Genomic DNA, 14,419 nt, shown 5'->3' with positions numbered 1-14,419 from the left:
GCGGCCACTCGGTGTCCAGAGGCTTACTTGTAGATGCCGCCGCAAACCACGCTGTCGTCCAGCTTCTCGCAATACATGCTCTTGGGCTCGATCTTCTTGGTCTCGGGATTGGTGAACTTGTAGTCCTGCCAGAAGTTGGCCTTGCTTTGCGCCATCTCCACCCGTTCCTTGACGAAGGCCTTGCCGTCCACGTCCTTGAGTTCGATCAAGTTCTTGCCCACCATCTTGGCATTGGCCCCGTGGGCACGCACCGTGCCGTCCAGGCCGTAAACCACCAGATACAAGTCCTGGTAGATGAACTGGCCGGCCTTATTGGAAATCTCGGCATAGCCCTTGTCCTTGCCATTGGCCTTGATAAAGGCCACGCCCTTTTTGACCATGCTAGTTGCCTGCTCAGGGGTGGCGCCGCCATCGGCGGCATGGCTGCTGGACGGCAGCAGCCCCAGGGCACCGACGGCCAGCGCCAAGGCCAAGGCCGCAGCGGAAGAGGCGAGCGCCTTTTCTTGCCGTTTGTTGAGGGAAACAGAACTCGAAACGTAAGCAGACTTCATGATGGCCATGTCCTTGCTGTGATGGGTTTGATTCACCTCTGCCGACCCCGGGCTCTCGGAAACTCGGCCGATGCACCCCGAGTCTATCGACAACCCTAACGCCAACTTGACATGACATCTGCGCAATCTCAGGGAATCGCCAAGAGTTTGCGAAAAATCACATAATCCTTGATCAAAGCGGTGTTTGCTGGCATCGGCGCCGAAACCTAGGGCGGACTCATCGGCCCACCGAGCGCAAAAAGTCGCACCAAATCCTGCCCGGGCTAGTGGCGCCAACTCGCCGCCAACGCCAAGGCGCCCGCACGATTCAGTAAACTGCGAGGCAGCGTCCCAGAGTTTGAGCCTGGCCGTGCGCGCTGCTGCTTTTGCGGCTGCGCGCGGCCGTCGCCATCTTTTCCTCCAGCAACGGCCTCCAGCCAAAGCCAGCCCATCATGAGCACTTCCACCCCCATCCGCTACGCCGACCTCGTTGAAAGCGTGGCTGCCGCCCTGCAGTACATCAGCTACTACCACCCGGCCGACTACATCCAGCATCTGGCCCGCGCCTATGAGCGCGAGCAAAGCGCCGCCGCCAAGGACGCGATCGCACAGATCCTGACTAACTCCAAAATGTGCGCCGAGGGCCGCCGCCCCATCTGCCAGGACACCGGCATCGTCAATGTCTTCCTGAAGATTGGCATGAATGTGCGCCTGGAAGGCTTCCCTGGCTCGCTGGAAGACGCCGTCAACGAAGGCGTGCGCCAGGCTTACAACAATGCCGACAACAAGCTGCGCGCCTCGGTCTTGAATGACCCCATCTTTGAGCGCAAGAACACCAAGGACAACACTCCGGCGGTCATCAGCGTCAGCATCGTGCCCGGCAACACCATCGACGTGATGGTGGCGGCCAAGGGCGGCGGCTCCGAAAACAAGAGCAAGTTCGTGATGATGAACCCCAGTGACAACCTGGTGGACTGGGTGCTCAAGACCGTGCCTCTGATGGGCGCGGGCTGGTGCCCGCCGGGCATGCTGGGTCTGGGCGTTGGCGGCACGGCCGAAAAAGCCATGCTGATGGCCAAAGAAGCCCTGATGGAAGACATCGATATGTACGAGCTGCTGGAACGCGGCCCGCAAAACAAGCTCGAAGAGCTGCGTATCGAGCTGTACGAGAAGGTCAATGCCCTGGGTATTGGCGCCCAAGGTCTGGGCGGCCTGACCACGGTGCTGGACATCAAGATCAAGACCTACCCCACCCACGCCGCCTCCAAGCCCGTGGCCATGATTCCTAACTGCGCCGCCACCCGCCACGGTCACTTCGTGCTGGACGGCTCGGGCCCGGCCTTCATGACCCCGCCCAGCCTGGATCTGTGGCCCGATGTGAAGTGGGCGCCGGACTACAACAAGAGCCGCCGAGTCGACCTCAACACCCTGACCAAGGCCGAGGTCGCCAGCTGGAAACCGGGCGACACCTTGCTGCTGAACGGCAAGATGCTGACCGGCCGTGACGCCGCGCACAAGCGCATCGCCGATATGTTGGCCAAGGGCGAGAAACTGCCGGTGGACTTCAGCAACCGCGTCATCTATTACGTGGGCCCGGTCGATCCGGTGCGTGAGGAAGTCGTGGGCCCGGCCGGCCCGACCACCGCCACCCGTATGGACGGCTTCACCCGCATGATGCTGGAGAAGACCGGCCTGATCGCCATGGTGGGCAAGGCCGAGCGCGGCCCCGTCGCCATCGAAGCCATCAAGGACAATGGCTCGGCCTATCTGATGGCCGTGGGCGGAGCCGCCTATCTGGTCTCCAAGGCCATCAAGGCCGCGCCCGTGGTCGGTTTTGCCGATCTGGGCATGGAAGCGATTTACGAGTTCGATGTGGTAGACATGCCCGTCACCGTGGCGGTGGACGCCGGTGGCACCAGCGCTCACATCACCGGCCCGGCCGAGTGGAAGGAGCGCATTGCCTCGGGCAAGTCGCTGAGCATTCCCATCGCCAGCGCTTAAATTCAAATTCAGCCAACTTTCCAAGCCCCGATAAAACGGGCTTGGGCCAGGGGCCTGATGCATCGACAGGATGCGTCAGGCCTTTTTTCTGGTTCTTCGCGGAATTGCGGGACCGCAAGTAGGTAGAGCGGTGACGCTCGGAGAAGATGGTTGTGCGACCAATCATCAATCTTCGAGAGCACCGCTCTATGCACAAGGATACAAGCTGGCTCCCGTTCTGGGAGGGATTCCGCGTTGTTGAGTTGAAGCTGCAAGCCCAAGAGGTGCGGATTCAGCTTGAAGCTCAGACCGCGCAGGCCATGCAATGCGGGCACTGCTGTCGAGCATGCGATCAAGTCCACGAGCGACTGTGTCGCCGCGTGCGCGATCTGCCGATGCTGGGCTATCCCGTGACACTGGAAGTGCACCTGTGCCGAGTCGCCTGCCCCGACTGCGGCCAGCGCGTCCAGCATGTGCCTTGGCTTGCACGATATGCCCGACTCACTCAGCGCCTTGCGCAGGCGGCTTCGGCCTGCTGCGCACGCCTGCCCATCGCGCATGTGGCTGAACTCTTCGGGCTGCACTGGAGCACCGTGCGGGAGTTGGACCGCCAACGCATGCAGGCCCAGGTGGATGCCTTGCCCCCAGCGCAGCCCAGGCGTCTGGTGATGGACGAGTTCGCGCTCTTCAAGGGCCATCGCTACGCCAGTGTCATCCTGGATGCCGACACGCGTCGCGTGCTGTGGGTGGCCGAGGGGCGCAGCCGCAAGTCCGTGCGCCCGTTCTTCGAGGAGCTGGGTAAGGCAGGCTGCACACGCATCGAAGCGGTTGCCATGGACATGAATAGCGCGTTCGACCTTGAGGTGCGCAGGCATTGCGCCAAGGCTCGCGTGGTCTATGACCTCTTCCATGTCGTTGCCAAGTACGGCCGCGAGGTCATCAGCCGCGTGCGCGTGGACGCGGCCAATCAACTGCGTCAAGACAAACCCGCCAGGCGCGTGGTCAAGCAGGCGCACTGGCTGCTGCTACGCAACCGCAAATCGCTCAGCGACACCGAGCAAGTCCGTCTTGATGAAGTGTTGGCTGTCAATGCGCCGTTGATGACGAGCTACCTGATGAAGGAGCAGCTCAGGGCCCTGTGGACTGCGCCCACGGCCTGGGAGTGGCGCCGTCGTTGGAAGCAGTGGCTGGCACATGCCGAGCAGAGTGCTATCCCGGCGCTGCAGCGCTTCGCCAGAACGCTGCAACCCTATTGGCGCGGCATCGTCTCACGCGTGCGCTGGCCCATGCATACCGGCCAACTCGAAGGTATCAACAACCGCATCAAGGTCATCAAGCGCATGGCCTATGGCTACCGGGACACCGAATACTTCTTCCTCAAGATCCGTTCAGCCTTCCCCGGGAATCCGTGAAGAACCTTTTTTCTTGCGCCCTCAACACGGGCCGGCAGGCCCAGACTGTTGCGCCATCCGCACAGATTTCGGCAAGCCATGCCCGCCCTGCCCCATTCCTGGGCAAAGCCGCCAACTGCGACCTGCTTTAGCGCGATGCCTGCAAAGTCTCGCCCCTAATCCCTTCTTGCTATGGCAGACTTTGCCCTAGAGCTAATGGATCAGTCAGCCGGAGGAAGCAAGCGTGGCAGATGCAGCGACCGAAGCAGTTTGGAAGATTCTGGTGGTGGACGATGAACCGGCCATTCACCAGGTCACAAAGCTTGCCCTGCGCAATTTCTCGGTCGAAGGCCGCTCCAGCCAGCTGATCAGCGCCATGTCCTCGGCCGATGCCAAGGAACAGCTGGAACGCCATCCCGATATCGCCGTCATCCTGCTCGACGTGGTGATGGAGAGCGAGCGCGCGGGCCTGGATCTGGTCAAGCACATCCGCGAGGTGGCCAAGAACTCCCTGGTGCGGATTATTTTGCGCACCGGCCAGCCCGGCCAGGCCCCCGAGCGCAGCGTGATGGTCGAGTACGACATCAACGACTACAAGGAAAAGACCGAGCTCACGGCGGCCAAGCTCTTCACCGCCGTGATGTCCAGCGTGCGCAACTTCAAGCAGATCTACGCCATCGGCCACAACCGCGCTGGGCTGGAGGCCATGGGCCATTTGAATCGGGAAATGTTTGCCGCCCCAGACAAGGCCGCCCTGGCGGAATGCCTGCTGCGGCACTTCATGCAGCTGGAGTTGTTCAAGAGCGGCACTCTGTGGTGGGGCTCGCCCCAAGGCCCAGCGGCCGCGCAGCAAGGCGAGGCAGGCCCGCCCCCCGAGAGCGTCATCGCCCGGTTTGCCGAAGCCCAAGCCGCACCGGGGATTGCGTTGGCCGCCGAGGGCTATCAGCTGCTGGCCCTGCCCCACGCACAAGCGCCTTGCCTGCTGAGCCTGCAAGAGAAAACGGCGCTGAGCGAAGCCGAGCTTTATGTGCTCAACCTTCTTGCCGATAGTGCAGGGGCAGCCCTGACGCGCTGCTCGCTCTGACCGACGGACCACCGGCCGCAAGACCGCCCTGACCAGACGACATGCCAACACCCGCCCCATCGACTTGCCCGCAGGCTCAGAACTCGCCCCCCGCAGCGGCGGATGGCGTCGCCGCCGCCCAGCTAAAGCTGCGACGCTTTGTCCACGAGCTCAACACGCCGCTAGGCGTGATCTTGATGGCCAACTCGGTGCAAAAACAGCAGCTCGAGGAATTGAGCCAGCAGCTCGGGGCCCAGCAGCAGCCGCCGCCGCACAAGGCGCTCGGCCTGTTGACCGAGTTGCAGGAGTCCAACGAGATGATCCAGGCCAGCGTGCAGCTGGCGATTCAGATGCTGATGTCCCCCGCGCCCGGCCAGGAAGGCGAGAACAGCGCACTGAATCTGGCCGAGACGGTGGCCCAAGTCGTCGCCCTGCAACGCGCTCGCCACGGCGGTGTGGACCTGCAGATCAGCCTGGACATCGCCCCCAATCTGCGCCTGATGGGCGAGGCCAGCGATTGGCATATGTTGATAGGCAACCTCATCAGCAATTCGGTGGCCCACGGCTTCCAGGGACGCAAGGGCGGCCAGATTCGCATCGAGGCCAGTCTGCTGCCTAACGCCAATCTTTATCTGCGCTATGCCGACGACGGCGTGGGCCTGAGCGAGCAGGCCCGCCAGTCCTTGTTCAACAACGGCTTCAGCACCCGCCTGGGCCAAGGTCATCAAGGCCTGGGCATGGGCATCGTCCAGGACTTGGTCAGCAAGAAGTTGGGCGGCCGCATGCAGGTCTTGCCTTCCAGCCAAGGCGCGCAATTCAGCTTCGAGCTACCAACCAAGGTTTTTCAAGCGACGTGACTCCTCAGCGAGCCACCCCATCTCACGATTCCTCAACCCGGAGTGATTCTCAATGGAACGCTATACCCTGACCAGCTACGAGCAAGCCAGCCCTGGCACCCGCGAGGTTTACGACGAGTTCCTGCGCCTGAGCGGTGCGGCCGAACCGCCGATCTGGATGACCAGCCTGGGCCACAACCCCACCTTGATCAAAGCCTATTGGGAGAAGACCCGCGGCTGCCTGCTGGAGGGCGAACTGCCCCATGTGCTCAAGGAAATGGCGGTGTTCGTGGTCTCCCGCATCAATGGCGCCGAGTACTGCAGCGCCTGCCATGCCCATTCGGCCCTGCAGCTGGATCCCACCCTGAGCTACCACGACCTCGTCACCATTCTGGACCCGAACAGCGCCGTGCCTCTGCCGCCTTCGCACCGCGTCGCCCTGCAGTTTGCCGACAAGATGGCCCGCGACGCCAATGCGGTCAGTGACGCCGAGTTCCAGGCCCTGGCGGACGCTGGTTTTTCCGACAGCGAGATCAAGGAGTTGCTCAGCGTCATCGACCTGGCCATGATGTTCAACTGCTACACCAGCGGCCTGCGCCTGCCCCTGGACCCGCAGTACAAGGCCTTGGTCGAGGCCTGATCGAAAGCGCCGATTGCCGCCCATGCAAAGCAAGGACTGCTACACCCCGGTCAAGACCGACACCCCTGGCGCGCCCCCCAGCGAGCGGGTGATGGACGCCCACCGCAGCATCCGCTTTGATGGGCTGGTACAGCTGATTGACGAGGTCCAGCGCCGCCGCAGCATCGAGGATGTGGTCAAGGTGGTGGCCACGCGCTGGAAGCACTGCGCCAGCGTCAACAACTGGCGCTTGCTCTGCGTCTACGGCCAGCACTGCGCCTTGATCACCGCCCAGGGCAATCAAACAAAAGTGCAAGAGCTGCGACTGGAGGCCTTGAGCCCCTTCGATGCCGAACAGTGGCAGCGCCGCATTCCCCGCCATCTGGGCCCCAAGGAGCTGGCCGCCGAGCAAGACAAGCTGCCGCCCGAGCTGGCCCTGCCCCAGGCTCAGGCGCTCAGCGTCCTGCCCATCCAGCAAGGCAGCAACACCATAGGCCTGCTCAATGTGCTGGGCCTGGACCAGGCTTTCGACGCCCTGGACCGCAAATTCATCCATTTGGTGGCCGGCGCCATGTGCACCCGCATCCTGGCCATCTTGACCGAGCAAACCCTGCGTGCCGATCTGCTCAGCGCCGAGCGCGAGCTGATGCAGCAGCGCCAGGCCACCATCTTGAGCCGCCTGGTCAATGGCGTGGCGCACGAGCTCAACACCCCGCTGGGTGTGCAGATCTCGGCCTGCGGCGCGCTCAGCGACTTGCTCAGCAACCCCGCCGAACTGGCCGAGCTGGCCCCCGATCTGCAAGAGACGGTGCAGCTAATCGAGCAGCAGGCCCACAAGTCCGCCCGCATCGTCAAACGGCTCAAACAAATTTCGGCCGCGGCCCTGTCCAGCCCCAGACAAAGCACCCCGGTGCTGGAGGAGCTGGGCTATATCGCCGAGAGTTTTGGCGACAGCCTGGAGATCCGCCTGAGCGGCCCCCAAGACCTGTGCCTGGAGCTGGACCCAAGTGGCTTGCACACGGTCATCAGCGAGCTGCTGGACAATGTGCTGGCCCATGCGCGCAGCAGTGCAGCGCCGCCCAAGGTCCATATCGCGCTGGAGCAGCAGGGCAAGCAGTGCTTCATCCATGTGCAGGACCAAGGCCCAGGCATGGACGCGCAACAGGCGCTGCGCCTGTTTGAGCCCTTCTACAGCAGCAAGCAAAGCCTTGGGCATATCGGCATCGGCGGCTACATTGCCAAGAATGTGGCGCAAGAAGCCCTGGGTGCCCAGCTGTCACTGCACACCGATGCGCAAGGCACGCGGGTCAGTCTTGAGTTCAACACGGTCTAAGGCGCCATGAGCTTCGCAAGCCAAGTCGCAGGAGTCGCTACATCGGACCGCCAGGCCTGGTGTGGGGCCCTGGGCCGCGCTAGCGCAACAAGGAGCCCTTGGCCGTGAGTACCTTCGCCCCCGCAGACTGCGGCTGGATGGACTTGCTGCCCGACGGTCTGATCATCATCAACGCGGCCGGTTCTATCGTGGCCAGCAATGCCCGCGTCACCCAAATGTTCGGTTATGCCGCCGGCGAGTTGCGCGGCCTGCCCATCGACTTCCTCCTGCCCCAATGCCGCGACACCATCCAGCAGGTGCTGGCCGGCAGCAGCGAAGTCGCCAGCGCCGCCCTGCAGCGCCGGCAGACCGTGCACGAGTACTGGGTGCAGGATGGCGATGGCAGCACCTTTGCCCTGGACGTCACCATGGCCTTGCTGCCGGGCGAGGAGGCCGACTCGCCCTTTGTCTCCCTGGCCTTCCGCGAAGCCACCGCCCGCCGCAATGCCGAGTTAGCTTTGGAGGCCGCCAAGCAGCGCTCGGAGAAGGTGCAAGACCAGATCGTCGGCCTGTCCAATACCTTGCCCTTGGTAATCTTTCAGTACGAGAGCGATGACGAAGGTCGCATCCGCTTCAGCTTCGTCAGCGAGAAGATGATGGAGATCACCGGCATCCCGGCCGAGGCCTTGCTGCGCGACCCATCGGTGACCGTTTTCAAGCCCTTGCTGGCGGAAGACAGCAGCTTGCTCTGGAGCGAGATCCGCGGTGCCCACGAGCACATACGCAAGGGCGCCAAGGCCGGGCAGTACAGCGTGGACGTGCGCGCCAAGGTGCGGGGCGAGATGCGCTGGCTGCATATTTCCACCAGCTTCGGCGGCTGGCAGCTGGACCTGCGCCAAATCTGGAACGGTTATATCGAGGACGTGACGGACGAGAAATCGGCCGCCGCTGCCATCCGCCAGGCCAAGGACATGGCCGAGAGCGCCAACCAGCTGAAATCGGCCTTTCTGGCCAATATGAGCCACGAGATTCGCACGCCGATGAACACCATCATCGGTCTCTCGCAAATGGCTTTGCAGACCGAATTGCTGCCGCGCCAGCGCGAGTACATCGAGCGGGTCTGCCTCTCGGGCAAACATCTGCTGGGCATCATCAACGACATCCTGGACTTCTCCAAGATCGAGGCCGAGAAGCTGGACATCGAGGCCGTGCCTTTTGAGCTGGACAGCCTGCTCTCCAACGTCGCCAATCTGATCGCGGACAAGGCCATTGCCAAGGGCTTGGAGCTGCTCTTCGAGATCGATCCCGGCGTGCCCAGGCATTTGATCGGCGACCCGCTGCGCCTGGTGCAAATCATCATCAACTTCGCCAGCAATGCCCTCAAGTTCACCGAGCAAGGCCAGGTCTGCCTGCAGATCGAATGCCTGCCCAGCGGTCCGCTGAACGAAGCAGCGAGCGACACCGAGCGCGTCTGCCTCAAGTTCTCGGTGCATGACACCGGCATCGGCCTGTCCGAGGCCCATATGGCCAAGCTGTTCCAGAGCTTTCATCAGGCCGACGCCTCCACCTCACGCAAATACGGCGGCACCGGCCTGGGCCTGTCCATCTCCAAACGTCTGGCCGAGCTGATGGGCGGCCAGGCCGGCGTCGACAGCGTGTTAGGCCAGGGCAGCAGCTTTTGGTTCACCGCCCGCCTGGGCCTGTGCGGCGAGGCTCAGCTCTCGGAAGAAGCGCGCGCCAAAATGGCCCAGACCCAGGGCCTGCGCGAGCGCTTCAGCGGCAAGAAGGCCTTGCTGATCGACGATCACCCGCAGGCCCGCAAGGTGCTGGCTCAGGCACTGAGCCAGCTGGGGCTGGCGGTCAGCGAATGCGGCGACCCCAGCGCTGGGCTGCAGCTTTTGCGCCAGGAATCTGGGTTTGAATTGCTGCTGCTGGACTGGCACGCCCCAGCCGACAGCGGCCAGTCGGCCGAGGCGCTGAACGCTGCGCAGGCCGAACTGCTGGCCCTGGAGCTGACACCACGGCCCTACAAAATCCTGGCCTCGGAGTTCGGCCGTGAAGACTTGCCCCAGCAAGGCGTAGACGCGGTGCTGTTCAAACCGGTGTACGCCGGTGCCCTGCAGGACGCGCTGCAACAGGCGCTGATGCGGGACCAGGCCGGTGCGCAGGAGTTCACCCACGGCGTCAAGGTCGCCCACACCGTGGCCAGCATTGCCGGCGCGCTGATCCTGCTGGTGGACGACAACGAGTTCAACCAGTATGTGGGCAAGGAATTGCTGCAAGGTGCCGGCTTCAAGGTAGAGATGGCCGACAACGGCCTGCAGGCTCTGGAGATGGTGCAGCGCAAGCACTACGACGCCGTGCTGATGGATGTGCAGATGCCGGTGATGGACGGGCTGGAGGCCACGCGCGAGATTCGCAAGCTGCCGGCTCTGAACGGCCTGCCCATCATCTCCATGAGCGCCAATGTGATGCGCGCCGACATCGAGGCCAGCTTGGCAGCCGGCATGTGCGCCACGGTCAACAAGCCCATCGAACCCGAGGAATTGTGGGCCGTGCTGCTGCGCTGGATTCGGCCTCACGCCGGCATTGGTGAGCCCGCCGAGGGCGGCGAGGCTTCGCCCGAGGCAGGAGACGGCGGCGCCGAGGACTCGGCGCAGGCGGCCGAGCCCAGCGGCGCCGCGCTGCCAAAAGCGGCACGCAAGAGCGCGGCCAAGGCCGTCGAGCCCAATGTCGAGCTGCCAGCCGCCATCCCGGGCCTGAACATGAAGCTAGGCCTGGGCCGCATCGGCGGCAATCGCGCCATGTATCTGAAAATGCTGCGCTTGTTTGCGCGCAACCAGGCCGGTCTGGGTGAGCAGCTCAACAGCGCCCTGGCTCGCGATGACCGGGCCACCGCCGAGCGACTGGCTCATAGCTGCAAGGGCGTAGCCGGTAGCTTGGGCGCTACCGAGGTGCAGGAACGGGCCGCCGAGCTGGAACTGGCGCTGCGTGAAGGCCGCCAGGAGCCGGTCTTGCGCCCGCTGGTGGCGGCCTTGACCGGGCCTTTGCACGAACTCATCATGGCGCTCAAACGCAATCTGCCCGAGAGCCAGCGCGGCAAATCGGTGCAGGTGGATACGCAAAAACTGGTCAAGCTGGTCAGCCAACTGGCCGATCTGCTGGAGCAAAACGACACCGAGGCCGAGAGCCTGCTGACGGCCAACTCCGACCTCTTCCACTCGGCCAACCCGGCCGCCTATCTGCAGATCAGCCGGGCCATCGACGCCTTTGATTACGAGGCTGCGGCCGAGCTGCTGAGCCGGCATTTCCCCATCGGCACCGAGGCCTGAGAGAGGCCGGGTCGGCCGCTCCCTTGCTACGCGCCGACTGGGCCGGCTGGCGGCAGCACGGCGGGCTGGTGCAGCACGCGTTGCGGGAAGGGGATGCCAACCCCCTGCTCATTGAGCACCCGCAGAATCGCCAGATTTACATCCGAGCGCGGGCCGCCCTGGCCGTTCTCGGGGTCGGCGATCCAGAAGTAGACGGTCAACTCCAGGCCATCGGCCGCGAAATTGCTCAGCAGCACCGAGGGCGCCGGCGTTGCCAAGACCCGGGGCACGGCGGCCGTGGCCTGGGCCAAGAGCGGCATCAAGCGGTCCAGATCGGTGCCGTAGTCCACCTGCACCACGGTGTTGAGGGACACCTGGGGGTCGGCCAGGGACATGTTTTCCACCCGCTGGGTGATCAACATCTCATTGGGCAGGATGGCCTCGCGGCCGCTCAGGGCCCGGATCACCGTGTAGCGGGTGTTGATATCGCTGATGCGGCCTTCGAAATTGTCGACCTTGACCATATCGCCGATGCGCAGCGAGCGCTCGGCCAGGATCACAAAGCCCGACACATAGTTGGAGGCCAGCTTCTGCAAGCCAAAACCAATACCCACGCCCAAGGCGCCGCCCAGCACGCCCAGCGCCGTCAGGTCGATGCCGGCGGCCGACAAGGCGATCAGCAGGCCGGCGAACAGGAACAGCGCCCGGGTCGCATTGGCCGCGATCTTGCGCAGGGACAAATCCATGGTGCCGCCGCGCAGCAAACGCGCTTCGATGGCCGAGGAGATCCACAAGGCCACGATCAGCACGATCACCGCATTGAAAGCGCCCTGGATCAGCGCGCCCAGCGAAACCTCCTTGCCTCCCATCTTCCAGGTGATGGCGTCGAACTCATCGAGGATCAAAGGCAGGATGCCGGTCACCCAGAGGATGGAACCGCCCCAGGCCAGCCAGGACACGGTGCGCTCCATCAGCTTGACCCATTTGGAAGCCGGCAGGGCCGCGCTGAGCACCCGCACCGTCAGGCGGATCATCACCAGGGACAGCAAAACGGGGATCGCCAGCTTGAACACCGCCGGCGACACGCCAAAAGCCGGCAGCGCCCGCTTGGCGATATAGGCCAGGCCCAGGGCCAGCACCGGGAACAGCACGCCGTCCACCACATGGGTGCCAAACAGAACCGAGGTGGCGCGATGCTGGACCTTGCGGAAGGCGGCGCTGACCACCAGCCAGGACAGGGCCAGGCAGCCCAGCAGCACGGCAAAACCCATCAGGGCGGTGGGCGTAGCCAAGGCCTCAAACAAGGCCATGAGTTCATGGAAATCGAAGGACGTGGTTTCTGTATTCATGCGTTCCAGAGTCAGGCGAATTGCGCGAGTGGGAGTCGGCTATTGTCGCCAATGTGCAAGAACACGCCGCAAACTGATCCCTCAGCTGCCCGACAAGGCGCGCAGATGCACGCCCACGCTGCGTGCCAAGGCCCCCAGGTGGTAGCCCCCCTCCAGGCAGGAAACGATGCGGCCCTTGGCATAGCGATTGGCCACATCCATGATGCGCAGCGTCATCCATTCGTAGTCGGCCTCGACCAGGCCGAGCTGGCCCAGATCGTCCTCGCGGTGGGCGTCAAAGCCGGCGGAGATGAACACCATCTCGGGCTTGAAGCGCTCCAGCGCCGGCATCCACATGGCCTCCACCATCTCGCGGATCTCCGCGCCCTTGGTATAGGCCGGCACCGGCACATTGACCATGTTCTCGCCCTTGGGCACGGCGCCGTTATAGGGGTAGAGCGGGTGCTGGAAGATGCTCACCATCAACACCCTATCGTCGCCCGCGATGATGTCTTCGGTGCCGTTGCCATGGTGCACATCGAAGTCCACGATGGCCACCCGTTTGAGGCCGCGCACATCCAGGGCATAGCGCGCCGCCACCGCCACATTGTTGAAGAAGCAAAAGCCCATGCTTTGGTCGCGTGTGGCATGGTGGCCCGGTGGGCGCACGGCGCAAAAAGCGTTCTCATGCTTGCCGTCCAGCACCAGACGGGTCGCCTCCACCGCCGCGCCAGCTGCACGCACAGTCGCCGCCCAGGTGTGCGGGTTGGCCACCGTGTCGGGGTCCATGGAATGGCAGTTGCCGGTGCTGGCACAGGTCTGCAACACATCGGCCACCTCGGACACATAGCCGTGGGTATGGGCCCGCTCCACATCGGCCAGATCGACGACCGGCGCCTCCAGATGCACCAGGGTTTCACCGATGCCGCTGGCGATCAGCCAGTCTTCGATCGCATCCAGACGCTGCGGGCATTCGGGGTGGCCGGCGCCCATATCGTGCCGGTGACAGTCGGGATGGCTCAGATAGGCAGTAGACATGGGCGAAGACAAGTCTCATTTGAATGATTAGGCGTCTGAGTTTTGCTATGGTGCGCGCATGACCGCCGCCACACGCCAACACAGCACCGCACTTTTGAGCGCCCTTCAGCAGCAGATTAGCACGATCATCAAGGGCAAACCGCAGCAGATCCGTGACTGCGTGGCCTGCCTGATTGCCGGTGGCCATCTGCTGATCGAGGACTTGCCCGGAGTCGGCAAGACCACCCTGGCCCACGCCCTGTCCATCTCCATGGGCCTGAAGTTCTCGCGCCTGCAGTTCACCGCCGACCTGATGCCCTCCGACCTCTTGGGCGTGAGTATTTACGAGCGCGAGCAATCCAGCTTCGTCTTCCACCCCGGCCCCGTTTTTGCCCAGGTTTTGCTGGCCGATGAGATCAACCGCGCCGGGCCCAAATCGCAAAGCGCCCTGCTGGAGGCCATGGAAGAAAACCAGGTCAGCGTGGACGGCGTGAGCCACCCCCTGCCCCAGCCCTTCTTCGTCATCGCCACTCAGAATCCGAGCGAACAACTGGGTACCTACCCGCTGCCCGAATCGCAGCTGGACCGCTTTCTGATGTGCATCTCACTGGGCTACCCCGACCAGGCCGCCGAGCGCGAGTTGCTGATGGGACAAGACAGCCGGGAGGCCTTGCGCGCCCTCCGCCCGGTGATGAGCCCGGCCGAGGTGCAGCAAGCCCAAGCCGATGTGCGCGCCATCCACGCCGCCCCGGCCTTGCTGGACTATCTGCAAACCCTGATCGCTGCGACCCGCTCTGGCCAATGGTTTGCCGAAGGCCTGAGCCCGCGCGCCGGCCTGGGTGTTTTGCGCGCCGCCCGCGCCCGTGCCCTGCTGGATGGGCGCGACTTTGTGGCGCCCGACGATGTGCAAGCCATCCTGCCCCAGACCATCGCCCACCGCCTGCGGCCCAAGCCCGGCAGCGCGCGCGGCCCGCGTGAGCAGGTGCGGGCCATGATCGAAGCCATCCCGCTTCCCTGATCACGGCGCCGAGA

11 protein-coding genes are annotated in these 14,419 nt (G+C 63.8%); 8 read left to right on the top strand and 3 right to left on the bottom strand.

What is annotated here, in order from left to right:
* Positions 1-23: 23 nt before the first annotated feature.
* Positions 24-551, bottom strand: coding sequence for a cache domain-containing protein (locus DBR47_RS03060; protein ID WP_124446711.1), 528 nt, complete (start codon positions 549-551; stop codon positions 24-26).
* 432 nt (positions 552-983) lie between these two features.
* Between DBR47_RS03060 and DBR47_RS03055 the strand changes: the two genes are divergently transcribed.
* The 7 genes from DBR47_RS03055 to DBR47_RS03025 all read left to right on the top strand — a co-directional run bounded on the left by DBR47_RS03055 (position 984) and on the right by DBR47_RS03025 (position 11,063).
* Positions 984-2,531, top strand: a complete 1,548-nt coding sequence (locus tag DBR47_RS03055; RefSeq protein WP_124446709.1) for a fumarate hydratase — start codon at positions 984-986, stop codon at positions 2,529-2,531.
* Positions 2,532-2,719: 188 nt separating this feature from the next.
* A complete protein-coding gene (locus DBR47_RS03050; RefSeq protein WP_124447011.1) occupies positions 2,720-3,922 on the top strand; it encodes an ISL3 family transposase in 1,203 nt (400 codons plus the stop codon).
* Positions 3,923-4,145: 223 nt separating this feature from the next.
* Positions 4,146-4,985, top strand: coding sequence for a response regulator (locus DBR47_RS03045; RefSeq protein ID WP_197046827.1), 840 nt, complete (start codon positions 4,146-4,148; stop codon positions 4,983-4,985).
* Positions 4,986-5,026: 41 nt separating this feature from the next.
* The gene (locus DBR47_RS03040) at positions 5,027-5,821 is read left to right on the top strand and encodes a HAMP domain-containing sensor histidine kinase (RefSeq protein WP_124446705.1); all 795 of its coding nucleotides are present in this window, start codon (positions 5,027-5,029) and stop codon (positions 5,819-5,821) included.
* Positions 5,822-5,873: 52 nt separating this feature from the next.
* Complete coding sequence (locus DBR47_RS03035) at positions 5,874-6,440, top strand: carboxymuconolactone decarboxylase family protein (protein WP_124446703.1); 567 nt, start codon at positions 5,874-5,876, stop codon at positions 6,438-6,440.
* A 22-nt stretch (positions 6,441-6,462) separates the two neighbouring features.
* Entirely contained in the window at positions 6,463-7,752 is a 1,290-nt protein-coding gene (locus DBR47_RS03030; RefSeq protein WP_124446701.1) for a sensor histidine kinase, read from the top strand.
* 104 nt (positions 7,753-7,856) lie between these two features.
* Positions 7,857-11,063 (top strand): response regulator, encoded by a 3,207-nt coding sequence (locus DBR47_RS03025; protein WP_124446699.1) that lies wholly within the window; start codon positions 7,857-7,859, stop codon positions 11,061-11,063.
* Positions 11,064-11,089: 26 nt separating this feature from the next.
* On the opposite strand, the gene DBR47_RS03020 is transcribed toward DBR47_RS03025, so the two are convergent.
* The gene (locus tag DBR47_RS03020) at positions 11,090-12,391 is read right to left on the bottom strand and encodes a mechanosensitive ion channel family protein (protein WP_124446697.1); all 1,302 of its coding nucleotides are present in this window, start codon (positions 12,389-12,391) and stop codon (positions 11,090-11,092) included.
* A gap of 81 nt (positions 12,392-12,472) precedes the next feature.
* On the bottom strand, positions 12,473-13,408 hold the full coding sequence (locus DBR47_RS03015; RefSeq protein ID WP_124446695.1) for a histone deacetylase family protein: 936 nt from the start codon (positions 13,406-13,408) through the stop codon (positions 12,473-12,475).
* A 58-nt stretch (positions 13,409-13,466) separates the two neighbouring features.
* Here DBR47_RS03015 and DBR47_RS03010 point away from each other — a divergent pair, with 58 nt between their 5' ends.
* Entirely contained in the window at positions 13,467-14,405 is a 939-nt protein-coding gene (locus DBR47_RS03010; RefSeq protein ID WP_124446693.1) for a MoxR family ATPase, read from the top strand.
* Positions 14,406-14,419: the final 14 nt, after the last annotated feature.

Origin of the sequence: Paucibacter sp. KBW04, assembly GCF_003852425.1 — a bacterium.
Lineage (GTDB): Bacteria > Pseudomonadota > Gammaproteobacteria > Burkholderiales > Burkholderiaceae_C > Paucibacter_A.
This window is presented reverse-complemented; position numbering and strand designations above follow the sequence as displayed.